Origin of the sequence: Okeania sp. SIO3I5 (assembly GCF_010672085.1) — a bacterium.
Lineage (GTDB): Bacteria > Cyanobacteriota > Cyanobacteriia > Cyanobacteriales > Microcoleaceae > Trichodesmium.
Window position 1 is genome coordinate 27,973 of sequence record NZ_JAAHHT010000054.1, and the last position, 17,717, is coordinate 45,689.

Annotated in this window: 13 protein-coding genes and 1 pseudogene; 8 read left to right on the plus strand and 6 right to left on the minus strand. The window is 38.2% G+C overall.

Going from position 1 to position 17,717, the window contains the following annotated elements; translation table 11 throughout:
• Positions 1–551 precede the first annotated feature (551 nt).
• The 3 genes from F6K40_RS14830 to F6K40_RS14840 form a co-directional block, all read right to left on the minus strand.
• Complete coding sequence (locus tag F6K40_RS14830) at positions 552–743, minus strand: hypothetical protein (RefSeq protein WP_293137085.1); 192 nt, start codon at positions 741–743, stop codon at positions 552–554.
• A 126-nt stretch (positions 744–869) separates the two neighbouring features.
• On the minus strand, positions 870–4,748 hold the full coding sequence (locus F6K40_RS14835; RefSeq protein WP_293137087.1) for a beta strand repeat-containing protein: 3,879 nt from the start codon (positions 4,746–4,748) through the stop codon (positions 870–872).
• A 352-nt stretch (positions 4,749–5,100) separates the two neighbouring features.
• Positions 5,101–5,358, minus strand: coding sequence for a hypothetical protein (locus F6K40_RS14840; RefSeq protein WP_293137089.1), 258 nt, complete (start codon positions 5,356–5,358; stop codon positions 5,101–5,103).
• Positions 5,359–5,559: 201 nt separating this feature from the next.
• On the opposite strand from F6K40_RS14840, the gene F6K40_RS14845 reads away from it, so the two are divergent.
• The 7 genes and pseudogenes from F6K40_RS14845 to F6K40_RS14875 form a co-directional block, all read left to right on the plus strand.
• Positions 5,560–5,730: a hypothetical protein gene (locus F6K40_RS14845; RefSeq protein WP_293137091.1), complete on the plus strand. Its 171-nt coding sequence runs from the start codon at positions 5,560–5,562 to the stop codon at positions 5,728–5,730.
• A 247-nt stretch (positions 5,731–5,977) separates the two neighbouring features.
• A complete protein-coding gene (locus F6K40_RS14850) occupies positions 5,978–6,163 on the plus strand; it encodes a hypothetical protein (RefSeq protein ID WP_293137093.1) in 186 nt (61 codons plus the stop codon).
• A 102-nt stretch (positions 6,164–6,265) separates the two neighbouring features.
• Positions 6,266–6,952, plus strand: coding sequence for an ATP-grasp domain-containing protein (locus tag F6K40_RS14855; RefSeq protein ID WP_293137111.1), 687 nt, complete (start codon positions 6,266–6,268; stop codon positions 6,950–6,952).
• 190 nt (positions 6,953–7,142) lie between these two features.
• Positions 7,143–8,084: a Rossmann-fold NAD(P)-binding domain-containing protein gene (locus F6K40_RS14860; protein WP_293137095.1), complete on the plus strand. Its 942-nt coding sequence runs from the start codon at positions 7,143–7,145 to the stop codon at positions 8,082–8,084.
• 97 nt (positions 8,085–8,181) lie between these two features.
• On the plus strand, positions 8,182–8,886 hold the full coding sequence (locus tag F6K40_RS14865) for a polysaccharide deacetylase WbmS family protein (protein WP_375340570.1): 705 nt from the start codon (positions 8,182–8,184) through the stop codon (positions 8,884–8,886).
• Between the two features lie 55 nt (positions 8,887–8,941).
• Positions 8,942–9,691: a class I SAM-dependent DNA methyltransferase gene (locus F6K40_RS14870; RefSeq protein ID WP_293137099.1), complete on the plus strand. Its 750-nt coding sequence runs from the start codon at positions 8,942–8,944 to the stop codon at positions 9,689–9,691.
• Positions 9,685–9,996 (plus strand): annotated as a pseudogene (locus F6K40_RS14875) (GltB/FmdC/FwdC-like GXGXG domain-containing protein); the annotation flags it as partial. The gene F6K40_RS14870 and the pseudogene F6K40_RS14875, both read left to right, overlap by 7 nt.
• 821 nt (positions 9,997–10,817) lie before the next feature.
• Here F6K40_RS14875 and F6K40_RS14880 read toward each other — a convergent pair.
• Positions 10,818–11,036, minus strand: coding sequence for a hypothetical protein (locus F6K40_RS14880; protein ID WP_293137103.1), 219 nt, complete (start codon positions 11,034–11,036; stop codon positions 10,818–10,820).
• 19 nt (positions 11,037–11,055) lie between these two features.
• Complete coding sequence (locus tag F6K40_RS14885) at positions 11,056–13,740, minus strand: PPC domain-containing protein (RefSeq protein ID WP_293137105.1); 2,685 nt, start codon at positions 13,738–13,740, stop codon at positions 11,056–11,058.
• 208 nt (positions 13,741–13,948) lie between these two features.
• Here F6K40_RS14885 and F6K40_RS14890 point away from each other — a divergent pair, with 208 nt between their 5' ends.
• A complete protein-coding gene (locus tag F6K40_RS14890) occupies positions 13,949–14,101 on the plus strand; it encodes a hypothetical protein (protein WP_293137107.1) in 153 nt (50 codons plus the stop codon).
• 631 nt (positions 14,102–14,732) lie between these two features.
• Here F6K40_RS14890 and F6K40_RS14895 read toward each other — a convergent pair.
• Entirely contained in the window at positions 14,733–16,901 is a 2,169-nt protein-coding gene (locus F6K40_RS14895) for a DUF4347 domain-containing protein (protein ID WP_293137109.1), read from the minus strand.
• Between the last annotated feature and the right edge of the window lie 816 nt (positions 16,902–17,717).

Consider the following 17,717-nt stretch of genomic DNA (forward strand, 5'->3'; position numbering starts at 1 on the left):
GTTGAGGTAGGTGATCGGGTTGCTGTTAAGGCGTGAGAATTGCTAGACACGGATTCGGCCACGGATACACGGATTGATTTTATGGCATTATCTTTGTATCCTTGCTATTTCTGAAGCTGATACGACTGTGGCAAGTGTTGAGGTAGGTGATCGGGTTGCTGTTAAGGCGTGAGAATTGCTAGACACGGATTCGGCCACGGATACACGGATTGATTTTATGGCATTATCTTTGTATCCTTGCTATTTCTGAAGCTGATACGACTGTGGCAAGTGTTGAGGTAGGTGATCGGGTTGCTGTTAAGGCGTGAGAATTGCTAGACACGGATTCGGCCACGGATACACGGATTGATTTTATGGCATTATCCTTGTCTCCTTGCTATTTCTGAAGCTGATGCGACTGTGGCAAGTGTTGAGGTAGGAGATTGGGTTGCTGTTAAGGCATGAGAATTGCTAGACACTGATTCGGGCACGGATACACGGATTGATGTTATGGCATTATCCTTGTATCCTTGCTATTTCTGAAGCTGATACTCTTGTGGCAAGTGTTGGTGCTAAGGAAAAGGAAGAAGTAAGAAAGAAAAAGAACTAAATTTTTGGGGCGATGGGTAGCGATCGCCCCTTTTCAATTGTTTGGAGTAATATAATTCTACTGTCGGTAGGGGCGTTTCATATCGGCGACAACAGTTAGTGAAGCTTTGCACTAGCAAAACGGCAGTTTGCTGGCGCAAAGCTCTGCTTTTCATATTGTGGAGCAAAACCCCCCTACAATATTGACTATTTTCCCCGAATCCTGAATTATATCAATGCTACCGGATTTGATATAACTTCACCAAGGTGGAATCCATTGTCTTTGCCAGAAACCTTGAGGTCTAAACCACTCTAAAATCTGCTGTTTCAAGTACAGGGGTATTTTCTAGAAGTGCAAATTGAGCGCCATTACCGAAACCAGGTGCATCCTCATTTTCATTATAGAATAATGCACCAGTGCTAGAGTTGTAAGTAATTAGTGCGTCGCTAGTTGCAGCATCTGCATTAGTAGTAACAACTTCAAATTCACTGGCATCAATACCGCTATTAACAGCAGTCAACGCTGTAAACGTTTTCGTGTTAAGCAGAATTAAATCTTCTCCTGAAGTAAAGTCTACGATGGTATCGACACCTATTTCTGTTGAAAATGCTGTATTGGTGTTAAAGATGAATAAGTCGCGACTAGCGCCACCAATCATAGTATCTGGACCGAGACCTCCATTCATTCGATCGCGACCTGTACGACCTTCTAATATGTCTGCACCATTACCACCAAGCATAATATCGTTACCAGGACCACCGATTAAAACATCATCGCCATCAACTCCCAGAAGGCGATCGCGACCAATGCCACCAATGATAGTGTCATTGCCGTCACCTCCATTGATGCGATCGTTACCCCGGTTGCCCAGAAGTTCATCGTTACCGGCACCGCCCCGCAGTGTATCGTTTCCTCCAAGACCGCTGATATTATCATTGCCTCCTAAACCGTTGACAATATCGTCCTCAGGACCTTCTGATAATTCATCACTGCCATTTGTACCAGTAATAGCCTGGCTAACTCCAATGTTGAAGACTCTTTCATCAATTTCTCCTCCTGCACCATCGCTGACTGTAAAGGTGAAGTTATCGCTGCTTTCACCTCCTCCTGCTGTGTTCGTGTAAGTTAATAAACCAGTGTTAATATCTGCTTGAGTGAATGTACCATTGACTGCTAATGCTGTATCGTCAAGTAGTAACTGACCGTTAGTTGGTAACTCGGTGACGGTGTAAGTGACTTCAACTGATGTATTGTCAGGATCCGTGACTGTTAATACAGCGTTGGAAATGGCTACGTTTGCACCATCATCTAGACTGACTCCACCATTAATTGACAATACTGGGGGTTGGTTGACTGGAGGAGTTACAGTAATATTGAATGTAGTTTGCCCAATTACACCACCTGCTCCGTCTCTTGCGGTAAAGACAAAACTATCACCAACGTCTCCACCACCATCGTTGTTTTGATACAACAAGTCGCTACCGTTGATGTTAGCTTGAGTGAAGGTGCTGTCAACAACTAGAGGAGTACCGTTTAAGAGCAAATTACCTACAGTGGGAAGAGTATTAACAGTGTAAATAATTTCCTCTGGGGGTTGTTCCACATCGGTAATTTGCAGATTAGTATTTAAGATTGGTAGAGCTGTACCATCTTCTATAGTTAATCCCGCATTAACATCGAGTGTTGGAACTGTATTGGGAGCGATAACCTCTGTTTCAGTTAGATCGACAGTACCGTTAACTTCTGTAATAGTACCACCATCACTAACAAAGGTCTCGTTAATGACTGACAAAACTCCCTCTTGAGCTTCTATCGTGCCAGAGTTGGTAAATGCAACGTCGGTAAATTCTGTATCACCAGGGGAAGTTTTAACAACACTACCAGCATTGTTAAATTGTTCTGCATCCGAAAATAATTCACCATCGTAAGTAGCGTTATTTGAGATATTGAATGTGCTGTTATTGTTAAAGATGGCTCCATTGTCAGCAGAAATATTTCCAGTACCGGACCAATTAGTAGTACCGTTATTATCAATGGTACGTTCATTGATGGTTTTGGTAGCATTACCACTAATATTCAGAGTACCTGTCGCGCCAATAGTTGTACTACCAACACCACCTTGAGTACCGCCACTCCAGTCAAAAGTATCTGTGGTATTCAGATTTCCTGGACCTGTAACAGTACCGCCGCTCTGCTCAAAGTTTACCGCGTTGATGGTGTCAGTAGGAGTAGTACCAACACTGAATGTACCTCCTGAAACTCTGGTTGTACCGCCACCTGTAAAAGCTGCCCCTTGATTTAAGTTATGGATGCCACCGTCAAATTCTACTACCGTAGCGTCAGCAGTATTGAATGTACCAGTGCTAGTACCGCCATTACCAAGAATAATTGAACCTGTTTGAGTATCTACAGTACCAGTGTTGTTAAAGAGGTTATCATCAAAATCAGTAGCACCTGTACCTACTGTTTTAGTTACAGTACCACTATTGTTGAAAGAGGTAGAACCATCAAAGTCACCCAAAAATGACTCAGAGTTTTGAATATCGAACGTACCAGTACCAGTGTTATTGAAAGTAGCACCATCTGCGGTCGAGATATTGCCCGTACCAGTCCAAGTAATAGTACCTTGATTATTGAAGGTACGTTCCAAAAGACTTTTCTGAGCTGTGCCACTAATATTGGCAGTTGTACCAGTCCCAATAGTTGTAGTACCTGTAGCAGTTTGAGTACCACCACTCCAAGTGAAACTGCTGGTTTGAGGAGGTTGTCCTGGTGCTGGTGTTGGCGCTGCTACTCGCAAGTTACCTGCACCACTGAGAGTACCACCAGTTTGTTCAAAGTTAGGTATAGCTACTGCTGAGTTAGGAGCAGTTTCTACGTTGAGAGTACCTCCTGTAAGTTGAACTAAACCTGGCCCGGTAAAGGTTGCACCGTCGTTAAGAGTATTAGTGCCATCGTTAAACTCTACTGTAGCACCCGCAGCAGTATTGAATGTACCAGTGCTGCTGCCACCTCCATCTCCAACAATTAGAGTACCTGTCTGCACATTAACTGTACCAGTATTGTTAAAGACGTTATCATCAAAATCAGTAGCACCTGTACCTACTGATTTAGTGACTGTACCACTATTATTGAAAGAGCTAGAACCATCAAAGTCACCCAAAAATGACTCAGAGTTCTGAATATCGAATGTACCAGTGTTATTAAAAGTAGAACCATCTGCGGTGGAGATATTGCCCGTACCAGTCCAAGTAATAGTGCCTTGATTATTGAAGGTACGTTCCAAAAGACTTTTTTGAGCTGTACCACTGATACTGCCGATCGCCCCCGCAGCTAGAGTGGTAACACCTGTACCCCCCTGGGTTCCATCTGTCCAATTGAAATTACCGGTAATATTGAGGGCACCACCCCCATTGAAAGTACCGCCATCTTGGGTAAAGTTGGCAATATTCACAGGTGTAGCTGCTAGAGTTTCTAGAGTAATAGTACCACCAGATTGTCTGACTAATCCTGTGCCAGTGAAGTTAGTTCCAGGGTTTAGAGTTAAAGTGCCACGGGTAACTTCCAGAGTTGCTCCAGCTGCTGTATTCAAGGTTCCAGTGTTGGTGCTATTTGTACTAAAACCATCCAGACTAACAGTCCCTATTTGAACATCTACTGTCCCGCTATTATCGAAATTACCATCGAAAGTTGCAGTTCCATTACCTGCTGACTTAGTTACTGTACCTGTATTATTGAATACAGGATTAAAATCTTGGGAGTTTTGGATATTAAACTGCCCAGAGTTATTGAAAGTTCCGCTACCACCTATATCTAATGTACCTGTCCAAGTAGCAGTACCAGCATTGTTGATAGTTGTATCTAAACTCCTGAAACCTGATGTACCGCTAATATTAAGAGTACCTGTAGTTGCTGGAATATTGATAGTGCCAGTACCAGCAAATGTTCCACCCGTCCAATTTAGTGTTGTAACATCTAGTTGGCCTGAGTTAGTAAGAGTCGCACTTCCGTTTAGGTTTAGTGAAGCGACTGTTGTAACTGGTTCATCTGTGTTTAGAATTACGTTAGCAAAACCATTAATGGTAACATTATCTGCTGCTGTAGGAACCCTGGTGTCCCAGTTAGCTGCATCATTCCAGGATGAGCCATCACCATTCCCAGTCCATAAAATATCTACCATTCAAACCTCCAAGATTATAATTAGCAAAAAAAAATTTTATAGCCTAGCCTAACATATACCGCTATCTCTAAACAACCCAAAATCCTGGAGGTTCCTATCAATTTTTTTTTGCCTGAGAAAATTAAGTTTAATGTTACAAAACTCTAGTTATAGGCAACATAAAACAGGAAATAGGTAACTTAAAATAGGGAATAGGCAACATAAAACAGTTAATAGGCAACATAAAACAGGAAATAGGTAACTTAAAACAGTGAATAGGCAACAAGTAAAAGATTTGTAGCAAATATTTATCAAACTGCTATAAGGTATATACAATAAAGCCTTTGATCAAAATAATTTGAAGGAACAAAAATTATGTCAGAACTACAAGAATTAAGAAAAAAGGGCGTTGGTGAACCAAGCTATGAAATAATGGCGAGGCTGTTATAAGCAACCGGGTTTGTTCGAGACAGATATCAGTATGTATCGGCATTAATACAAACCCAGTTTCTAGAATCTCAGAAAAATTATAGCCACGCATCACCAAGGCTAAAAAGCAGAGAAACCGAGTTCGTACTAGATGCTGCCCAATAATATTAACCTCCAACAAATCTGGTTGTATTGGTGTCAAAAAGCAGAGAAACCGGGTTTGTATTCAATGCCGTCATAATAATATTAACCTCCAACAAATCTAGTTGTATTGGTGTCAAAAAGCAGAGAAACCGGGTTTGTATTCAATGCCGCCATAATAACATTACATCGGTTTTCATTTGGGTAGACTACTGTAGGGGCGATTTCCGTTTGTCATGCTCCTAATTACAATGAAAATGTTATGGAACCTATTCCCATTTTAGTAATATGTCCTAGACAAATAGATTACTTTAACTGTCAAACTATACCTGAAGCAGAAAAGTATGAATTTCATTTTCTGGATGCGCCCCTAGAATTAAGTGGTTTTAGTCAGAATTTTGAGCCAATAAAATTCTTGGCAGAGTGTCGTTAATATATTCAGCAGCATGATATTAAAGTAGTATTAGCAACTCGCGATATTCCTAGTTTATTACAAGCACAATTAAGTCAAGAATTTGCACATTTACCGAAAAATTTTGGTTTAAAGCCTCCCCTTTTAAGGGGATAATAAATAAAAATTTTCCTTCGAGTCAATCCTCTTCTTTTCAAGGAGAGGTAATTATTCATTATTCATTATTCATTGTTGAAGAGGTCCTAGTATTGAATCTTCTTTTTTATGTTTGCATAAATATTACACACATCAAAAGATTGATTTTCCATCTAGTAAATATGCAATTTGTTTGTTAGAAAAGGAAAATAATTTATTTGAATATATTCAGGAAATAGATATTCCTTTTCCTTGGATAATTAAACCTTGTACGGGTGCTTGCTCATCATCAATTTTTAAGGTTAATAATACTCAATAAGCTGAAAATAAAATCGCATTTTACAAAGAATTTGTGATAGATAATCTGAATTATTTGCAACCTTTTTTAGAAGCTTATTTAGACTCTTAAAAATATTCACTGATTAACAGCAGTTCAATTTTAATTGAGGAATATATTGACTTTCCCCATAAATGTTGTGTGGATGGTTGTGTCAGTAATGGAGAAATATTAATCTGGGGAATTTCTGATAATCATTACTATTCTACTCAACCAGAATGTTTTGCTGATTATGCGTTTCCCTCAACTTTACCCCGTTCTATTCAAGAAAAACTTAATCAAGGGTACAAAAAAATTGTTCAAAAATTAATAGAGTATGGGTTTGATAATCAATTTATTGATGTAGAATTTTTCGTTAGCAACAAAGCAGAGATTAAAGTTATGGAAATTAATGGGCGGATGATACCTATATCTGCGTCTCTATATCGTCAATGCTTAAATCAAGGCGATCCTTATACTGCTCTAATTTCAATTGCCATGGGGAGTAGACCTAAAACTCCTACTCTAAACGGATTATTTGGAGGCATATTTTATATGACTACTTTTGCTAAAGATATTGCTAAAAATTTATTTGATTTTGAATTAGCTAATCAATTTGATAATCTGGAAATTAGGGCAAATTCTGAACAGGAAATAACTGAAATTAGTGCTAGTGGTTTTACTTTAGCAGCAGTAAATTTAGTAGGAAATAGTTATGCAGAAATACACGAAAAGGCAAATAATATTAGACGACAACTTTTGAAACAGCCAGAATTTTCTCCTTGGAATTAATTCAGTAAACCTTAGTTGAGGAAAAATTAAATGACTATAACTCAAACCAAATCTTTTATCACAATCAAAAATAAACGTTTTCACTATATCTGGTTACGAGAAAATTGTCCGAAGCGTATTCTCCCAGAATTTGCGTAAGTCCTGATAATATAAATCCTCACCCAGAATTTTAATAATTGGAGAACAACCAATGAAAATTGCCTATATTAAACCCAGTTACTCTAACGAAAAAAGAATCGGTTTATTACCCCAACATTTATCCTACTGTAGTCCAGAAGACGAACGTAGATTTGAACAAGGTTATGGGGAAACTTTAGATATTCCAGATGCAGCTTATGGAGAAGGTGGTGGTTATTCTCGCGAAAGTCTATTTGCTTGGGCAGATGTAATTTACTGCATTAAAGTTCCCCAACCCCAAGATTATCAATACTTTAAAGAAAATAAAGCTCTTGTAGGTTGGATTCATCCCTTTGGTGCATCAGGAAGACATTTTAGAGAATACTGCGCTGAACCCAAAAATATCCGACTATTTGATGTTACGAATCGCATCTCTATTCGCGTTACTCAAGGAAAAACAGAAACTCTGAATATTCCCAGAGATATTACCCATAAAAATAGTATATTGGCAGGTTATGCCTCAATGATGCAAGCGATGATGTTGCGAGGAGGCATTACTCAGAATGATAAAGTAGCAGTATTTGGTTCAGGGAATGTGGCTTTTGGAGTCTTGAAATATCTGGCAAGTCAAGGAATTGAGCCTTTATTACGCCGTCGGAGTAACATTGATTTAATGCAGCAAGAATTTAAAGATTATGATATTTTTATCAATACAGTAGAAATTGCTGAAGGAGATGCACCCATTGTTACTTTGAAAATGCTTGATTCCATGAAATCTACAGGTTGGATCGTTGATGCAGCAGCAGATACTGGTAGAGCAATTCAAGGTACTCGTGCAACTAAAATAGAAAATCCAATCTATCAAGATGAGCAAAGTCATACATTTTATGTGGTTGACAATTCTCCATCTCTCCTTTATAGAGAAAGTAGTGAAGCAGTGAGTGAAGGTTATGCCAAGCATTTTTGGGTTAAACCAATGAGCTATTGGCAGAGTGATTTCTGTATTAACCCTTAAGTAAGAGTTATAGTCATTCCAATTAATTTCCTTACAGTTACACAATCTCAATAACTTACTCAATTCCGCTGGTAAATTCATTTTTGATAATCACCTTATGACAGTTGCACTTACGTTTGATACAGACTGGGCTCCTGATTTCGTACTAGAGTATGTGTGCAGCATACTTGCCGACTACGATTTAGAAGCCACGATGTTTTTCACAAATAAGGTTGGGTTTGGCATTCCTGACTTTATTGAAACAGCAATTCACCCTGACTTCAGAACTTGTGGAGGTGTGACACCTGAAGCAGAAAAGCTGATTGACGAACTTCTGTTTGATTTTCCAAATACGAAAGGATTTCGTTCTCACAGAATGTTTTGGGACTATGGGTTGTACGATCTTTTGCCAAAGAAGGGAGTCATGTATGATTCTTCGATCTTTTTACCTTTTCATGCAAATCTTGAAATCAACAGAGCTTATGGAGTTCTCCTGCGAATACCAGCTTGGTGGACTGATAACCTGCACTTAGAACGTCAGTTAAGTCTGAAGTCAGCAGAATTTTTAGATTTGTCGGAGCCAGGACTGAAAGTGCTTATCTTCCATCCAATTCATGTCTACTTAAATTCTTCACACAGAGATGTCTATCGAGAACGAGTCCAACTTCCTGAAGACTTGCGCTCTCTTGATAGATCAACCCTGGAGCCACTCCGCCATCAAGGTGTGGGAATTGAAACTTTACTAAAAGTAATATGTAGAAAGCTAAAGACAACGAATGTTTGTTCGTCTAAACTCGAAGCACTTGCCTCAGGGTTATACTAAACAGTTTTTTCACAAATCATTTAGGATTGCTATAGAGTCATTATTACTAAACAAAATGTCAACTAACTTTCAAATTCGTTTGCCCGATAACATTGAGAATTTATCCATTAATGAGGAATATTTTTTCATTACAGAAAATGGGCGAGAGCGTCGGTTAAAACTCCATAATTATGCAGAAGTTTATAGCATTCCTGGACTTTATAACTATTTAGCTTTAGAGAAACTCCACTATCGATCGCCTGAAGTTATGGCTACTCTTCTAACTGAAAATTTAAAAAATAGTGGTGAATCTGTCAAAGATTTGAAACTATTAGAATTAGGAGCGGGTAGCGGGTTATTTGGTAAAGCAGTTGTCGAACTGGGAGTAACATCTATTATTGGTATTGACATAGTTCCCGAAACTGCGGAAGCTACTCGAAGAGATTCTCCGGGAGTGTATGAAAATTATTTTGTGGAAGATTTGACTCAATTATCAAAATCAACTCACGATTTTCTGAACGAGAAAAAGTTAAATGGTTTTGTTTGTTGTTCTGCATTGAGCGAAGGTCATATTCCTGTAAAAGCTTTTGCAACAGGGATGAACTTAATTAAAAATCAAGGTTTGGTGTTATTCAATGTGGCAAAAACCAGTTACGAATGTGAGGATAATTGTCCAGAATTTGTCAATTTTTACCGTCAGGCAGTGGAAAAAGGTTACTTAAAAATACATTGCACAGAATCCTATCTCCATCGTCGTTTTTTTAATGGTAAATCTCTAGAATATGTGGCAATTTTAGCTAAAAAGCAAACAAATATTCCCGTATAGGGTTTAATGTTGCTGCTGGTATGACTGGAGGAATTGCTTATTTCTTGGATGAGGATGGTGATTTTCCGGCCAGGGTGAATAATGAAATTGTTTCTATTCAGCGTGTGTCTACACCTGCAGGTGAGGCGCAGTTGCGGGAGTTGATTTCGTTACACGTTGAAAAGACTGGTAGTGGAAAGGCAAAGGCAATTTTGGGTAATTGGTCTGAATATTTGCCGAAGTTTTATCAAGTTGTGCCTCCTTCTGAAACTGATACTCCTGTCGCAAGTGTTGATGTAGGAGATCAGGTTGCTGTTAAGGCATGAGAATTGCTAGACACAGATTCGGGCACGGATACACGGATTAATCATTTGGCATGATCCTTGTCTCTGTGCTATTTCTGAAACTGATACTCCTGTGGCAAGTGTTGAGGTAGGAGATCAGGTTGCTGTTAAGGCATGAGAATTGCTAGACACAGATTCGGGCACGGATACACGGATTAATCATTTGGCATGATCCTTGTCTCTGTGCTATTTCTGAAACTGATACTCCTGTGGCAAGTGTTGAGGTAGGAGATCAGGTTGCTGTTAAGGCATGAGAATTGCTAGACACAGATTCGGGCACGGATACACGGATTAATCATTTGGCATGATCCTTGTCTCTGTGCTATTTCTGAAACTGATACTCCTGTGGCAAGTGTTGAGGTAGGAGATCAGGTTGCTGTTAAGGCATGAGAATTGCTAGACACAGATTCGGGCACGGATACACGGATTAATCATTTGGCATGATCCTTGTCTCTGTGCTATTTCTGAAACTGATACTCCTGTGGCAAGTGTTGAGGTAGGAGATCAGGTTGCTGTTAAGGCATGAGAATTGCTAGACACAGATTCGGGCACGGATACACGGATTAATCTTATGGCATGATCCTTGTCTCTGTGCTATTTCTGAAGCTGATACTCCTGTGGCAAGTGTTGAGGTAGGAGATCAGGTTGCTGTTAAGGGGTGAGAATTGCTAGACACAGATTCGGGCACGGATACACGGATTAATCTTATGGCATGATCCTTGTCTGTGTGCTATTTCTGAAGTTGATACTCCTGTCGCAAGTGTTGGTGCTAAGGAAAAGGAAGAAGTCAGAAAGAAAAAGAACTAAATTTTGGAGGCGATCGCTACCCACCGCCCCCTCAAGCAAAGGGGCTCGATGATTTGGTGAATAACCTGCCACCTGCCACCCGCAACAAAAAGAGTCGGTTGTTCTTTTTGGAGGTCGATGCTTGGTTCTTCGATAGTGACACTCCTCACTACAAGAGCGATCGCTATTTTCATGTGTCGATATGTAGTGTTAAAATGAGCGAGCAAAAACAACATAAAATCTTGTTTTCATATACTAGCTACTTGCTGATAAGCTTAGAGTATAGTTAGTATTATCGTAGCTACGGTCAGTTAAAACTCGGACAAAATAATTGCCTTTTCCAAGAGTACGATAAATATCTGCATCCCTAGAACCAGAATCTCTAAATACAACATCTCTAGAGTCTAATTGATTATTATTGTTAGAATCATAAATTAATTCCACTTTTGCATAATCACTCAAACCGCTCATTAATAAAGAAAAATCACTGGTTTTTGACAAATTAAAACGATAATAATCTTCTCTATCTACACTGCCGACAAATTCATTAAAGTTGCGAGTTTTACTACCTAATTTTCCGATATTGTATGCTGTTTTGAGACTACTACCAGGGTCTCTTTTTGTATTAGGTGGAGTTGGTGTGGCTTGCATCTGTAGAGTATATCTGGTATTATCATATCTACTGTCAGTTAAAACCCGGACAAAATAATTACCTTTTCCGAGAGTAGAATAAATATCTGCATCTCTAGAACCAGAATCTCTAAATAAAACATCTCCAGAATCTACTTGATTATTATTGTTAAAATCATAAATTAATTCTACCTTTGCAAAATCACTCAAACCGCTCATTGACAGGGAAAAATCACTGGTTTTTGGCAAATTAAAACGATAATAATCTTCTCTATCTACACTGCCGACAAATTCATTAAAGTTGCGAGTTTTACTACCTAATTTTCCGATATTGTATGTTGTTTTGAGACTACTACCAGGGTCTCTTTTTGTATTAGGTGGAGTTGGTGTGGCTTGCATCTGTAGAGTATATCTGGTATTATCATATCTACTGTCAGTTAAAACTCGGACAAAATAATTACCTTTTCCGAGAGTAGAATAAATATCTGCATCCCTAGAACCAGAATCTCTAAATAAAACATCTCCAGAATCTACTTGATTATTATTGTTAAAATCATAAATTAATTCCACCTTTGCAGAATCACTCAAACCGCTCATTAATAAAGAAAAATCACTGGTTTTTGGCAAATTAAAACGATAATAATCTTCTCTATCTACACTGCCGACAAATTCATTAAAGTTGCGAGTTTTACTACCTAATTTTCCGATATTGTATGTTGTTTTGAGACTACTACCAGGGTCTCTTTTTGTATTAGGTGGAGTTGGTGTGGCTTGCATCTGTAGAGTATATCTGGTATTATCATATCTACTGTCAGTTAAAACTCGGACAAAATAATTACCTTTTCCGAGAGTAGAATAAATATCTGCATCCCTAGAACCAGAATCTCTAAATAAAACATCTCCAGAATCTACTTGATTATTATTGTTAAAATCATAAATTAATTCCACCTTTGCAGAATCACTCAAACCGCTCATTAATAAAGAAAAATCACTGGTTTTTGGCAAATTAAAACGATAATAATCTTCTCTATCTACACTGCCGACAAATTCATTAAAGCTGCGAGTTTTACTACCTAGTTTTCCGATATTGTAGGCTGATCTAAGACTACTCCCAGGATCAGTTGCAGGTTCATTTTTGGCTTTTTCCCAAGAAATATCAACAAAGGCATTACGTTTATCTTCTACATATGAAAACCAAACATCATAATTACCACTCTTACTAGGAGTAAAAGCATACTGTTTAGACTCTCCATCTTCAAAGCTTTCCCAAATTCCTTGACCTTCTTCATTAACAGGTGTTATCCACTCAGTTTTTGATTTTGCTCCTGGAGCTTTAACACCTAATGAAAGAAAACTATCATCATCTGCGTCAAGATTAAATACATAGGTTTGGTTAGCTTTAAATTTGGCTTTGGTAGTTCCCTGAAGGGCAAAATTATTTTTGTTAGTATTCTTCGGAAAAGGTGAACCTTGTTTCCAATTTATGTATATACCATCTGCACCATCAGGTTGTTCAAAATAACCGTTGAGTGTTTTATTAGGTTTATCCCACAGGTTATCATTATTACGAGCATTTTTATATGCTTCAAGTTTCCACTTTTGTCTCATTTCAATCCCTACTTCTTCCCCATCTATTTCTAAAAATGCCTTATCATTTTCACCCTTCAACACCTCAATATCCGCCTCACTCAAATCCTTTCCTTGCGCTACAGCACTGAAAATTTCTCCTTCATCTCCAAGCGCATCAACAATATTTATCTGCGAATCAATAGAATGTCCAAACTCCTCTAACCAAACATCTGTTACTTCCCCAATATTCTCCAAGTTTTGGGCTAAAAATTCTTTGGATAGATAAACAGTATCAGTTGCTTCAGCAAATGCACCATTGGCTCCATTAATCTCTACAGATGAAATAACCTCGATCGCTGGCAGACTAATATTGGCTTCTTTGTCCCAATTTTCCCCAAAGGCCAAATCCATCTTTGCCTCAAATTCTGGATTTGCTGCAAATTCCTGTAAATACTCATGTCCTTCAAATACGGCTTGATTAATCACCTGTACGATCGCCTCGCCAGTCAAAGTATCTACTGATTCATCTGTAGAAATATCTACTGTTGGTTCATAAATTGGTGGGTCTTGAGATACAATAATACTATCTAAATTATTTAGCTGTATAATTGGAACAGATAATGATTCAGCACTAGGAGTAAATATTAATAATCCATTAATATCTATCTCTGGTATAATAGTATTAGTTATTTCTAAATTAACACCCGTTAAATCATTTAAATTATTAATATCATCTGGCATAGACTTGGTAGATTCCTCAGAATAATTGATGATTTTTTACACTTAAAAAGTTGATACAAATTGCTTATATTACTAAAAGTTATGATATTTGCATGAGAGGAATTTGTCAATGATAAAAAGTGTTAAAAAGTAACCAGTTTATATTTTTTTATGTATTTATTAGTATGGCCTTTTTGTTAAACATTGTTTGGGTAGATAAAGTATAGCAATGAATGTAGATGATGCCTTGGATATAGTAGGATTTGTCTTAGATAAAGACAGTAATTTTACAAATGTACAAGAGATTATCTTCCGGGAATGTTGGCAGGGGAGATGTTCTTATCAGGAGATAGCAAAGGTTTATGGTTATGAATACGAATAGGCTTTGCTGCACTAATATCCTGAAACCCTTACAGGGAAATACTTTCTCATTAATAATTTTTCTTGATAAACCCTTATTTTATAATGCTTATAGCACTTTCATGCAACAAAGCCATACGAATATATTAAATCCACAAAAGGATTAAATAATGGGGTAGGTAGTCAGACAGAAAAAAATAGCGATCGCTTTTTACAAAATACTAATATTGATATTATTAAACATTACGATGATCTTAGGTGTTTTCTAGAACCGGATTTAATTATCAAAGAATTTCTGGAGATATTAAGTAATATTGACTCTAACCGGAAGACCTCTCCCCCTACCCCTCTCCTGCAAGGAGAAGGGAGAAGTCGTCAAGCTGAAAATAGTGTGTTAGGAGCGAGCAACGAGGGAAGACCTCTCCCCCCTGCCCCTACCCCTCTCCTGCAAGGAGAGGGAGAGTTCCCCCTTCCCTTGCAGGGAAGGGGGTTGGGGGGTTAGGTTTTTTAATCCACATTTTCAAACTTGACACGGCAGTAGTATCGTTGTCAAAAAGCAGAGAAACCGGGTTTGTATTTAATGCCACCATAATAACATTAACCTCCAACAAACCCGGTTTCTTATAACACTTCCATTGCCAGCAGATTTGATATTATTCCCAACCAACAGCAGCAGTGCTAATCACTTCATCTAAACTCTGAGTTATTTCCACCGTATAATCAAAGGGTGAACCCAAACTTGTATCTACATGAGTCATCCGACTACCATCAGGGTTACGTGGTCCAAAGAAAGCATCAGCTTCCACAACTAAATTATTATTAGAGTTAATAGATAGATCGGTAACTGTCAAAGTATTACTATTGCCGCTATTCAATACTGCTGATAAAAATGCGGCATCTGTCATTTCTCCTGTTACTTCATCTATTCTGGCAACAACACTTACCTTCCGACCACCACCTTGACCATAACTGCGTAACCAAGACTGTGTGGCATCACTGGCAGCACGTCGAAAGTCTTCACTTGCACTTCCTTGAGTACCATCGGTACTGAAAACTGCATATAAGTCGTCTCCATCCCAAAATAAACCACGCCCACGACTATCTGCTCCCGTGCTTTCATAATCTGTTCTTACCCAGTTATTAGCAGGGTTAGTGTCGTCGAAACTAGCAATAATAGGGTCTTGATTATTACTCGACCTTTGCCAAGTACCGATATAAATAGTTTGAGTGCCAATTTCAATACTAGGTCCGCCTTTAGCAGCTATCTCTGCTTCAGTATCTGAGGGAGTAAATTTAATGACACTACTTGTAATTTCAGCAGGAACAGGAGTAGGTGTAGGAGTTGAATTAGATGTTAATACAAAATCTTCAGCTTGCAAGTTTGCTTGATTTTCTAAAGTTGCAAACAGACCTCCATCACCGAAACCGCTAGTTGCACCATTAGGGTTGTAGAAAAGTTGACCATTAGTAGAATTATAAACTATCTTAGCGCTGCTAGTAGCTACTGCTGCATCAGTGTCAACAACGGCGAATTCTCCTGCCACACTGAAACCATCCCCAGCTACACTAGCTAAACTGGTAAAGGTAGTTTTAGATAAAACTATTTTGTCTGACTCAGCACTATTGAAGTCTGTAATAATATCCGAACCAATATCAGTCAGGTTAAATTGACTGCCAATATCAAAGATAAAGCGATCGCTATTACTACCACCTGTTAAAGTATCTGTTCCTTGTTCGCCATTGAGAATATCCAGACCATCACCACCTTTAACAACGTCATTTCCCGTACCACCTGTCAGAGTATCATCACCCAACCAACCAGTTAGGGAGTCATTACCTGCATTGCCGTTGACAATATCATTACCATTACCCCCACCAACTGTATCTTGACCATCACCGCCGTTAAGTTCGTCATCATCTGCCTGACCTTGGATAAAGTCGTCCCCACTATCACCATTAAGTTGGTCATTTCCTGTACCTCCTTTGAGTGTATCCGCATCATTGCCACCATTGAGAGTGTCAGCATCATCTCCACCTTGGAGAGTGTCGAAACCATCACCTCCATCAATAATGTCATTACCTATCCAACCAGTTAGAGAGTCATTACCTGCATCACCGTTAAGTTGGTCGTTCCCAGCACCTCCACCTAGGGTATCATTACCATCACCGCCATTTATGGTATCGTTACCACCGAAGCTATTAATAGAATCATTATCTGATGTACCGTTGAGTAAGTTATCTAAGCTATCGCCAGTTATAGTAGCAAAATTACCATTATAACTAGCCATGATTTCTGGTTTTAATACTTGAGGAGCTGTAATTTTTCCGGTGGTAAATTCTAATTTCCAATCTCCAGGATAAGCACCTATAAGATTAACTGAAGCTGCAATATTTGCTTTAGTTAGTTGATGTAATTTCTGGACAAAATTTTCACCGATTCCGGCTGCAATATTGCAACCATAAAGTAAGATATCTGCTGTTATGTTTAGTGATCTTTGCCATTTTTGAATTTGATTTTTATACAGTTTAATAGTGTCTTGATTGAGAAATATATTTCCTAATTTTAAACTACCAGGACTACCATGGGAAAATATGTGAATTGCATCTAATTTTTGCTGAGAGTTTATATATTTTTCTAGAGTCGTTGTAATAACTTTTATTCCGTCTTGATTTTGGGGAATAACAACTACATCTATTCCTGCATAAATTCCGGAAATTAAGAATTGATAATCATCAATTTGTGAATCAAGAAAAACAAGATTTTGGAATGAAAAATTAGGGTTGTCTGATTTATGATTAATGTGATTAGTTACGGTTAACATTTTTCTTTCTCCTAGAGGGTGGTTATATCATGTCCGGTAGCATCGGTATTGTAAAAGGGTAAGAATTCAGAATGCGAGAATGCGCGAATTTAGAATTCATAAATTTGGGATGAAAGCTTGATTTATCTTGTAATTAAGGGTATTAACCCCGAAACAACTTAAATTTCCTCTAGATCTGAACCTTGTGGAATAGGCATCTTGCCTGTGCCGGTTTACACCAGCGGACATGATATTATTGGTAGATACAACCTCATAGTAGATAGTAACCATGATTAGTTTTCTATAAGCAAAAAGTAATAATTTTACTCTTGAATGTCTTAGTTATGGGATTATGTAATAGGTGAGAATTTAAAGCACTTCCATATTAAATATAATTCAGGCAAGTTAAAAATGTAGCTCGTAGTTTTGCTGAATTTTTCTGGTGTTGAGTATAATACTAATTAGGGTTTGCTGAAAAAGTCTTTTTACTCTTTGTAGTAGTCAGTAGAAATGGTGAACTTATATTTCGTTAATGCTTGGTTATATCATGTCCGGTAGCATCGGTATTGTATAGCAAAGGTAGGGAACAGGGAACACTTAACTGGGAACAATTAACTGGCAGGAATACTTAAGAGCAAGAAAAAAAACTTAAATTTCCTGTAGATATTCACTCTAACTTTTACACAAACGATACCAGCGGACATGATATGATATAGAATCCGGGTAATTAGTTATCGTATTACTGAGGAGTAATGAGTAATGAGTAATGAGTAATGAGTAAGGAGTAAGGAGTAAGGAGTAAGGAGTAATATCAAATCCAGTTGAATACAAGAGTGT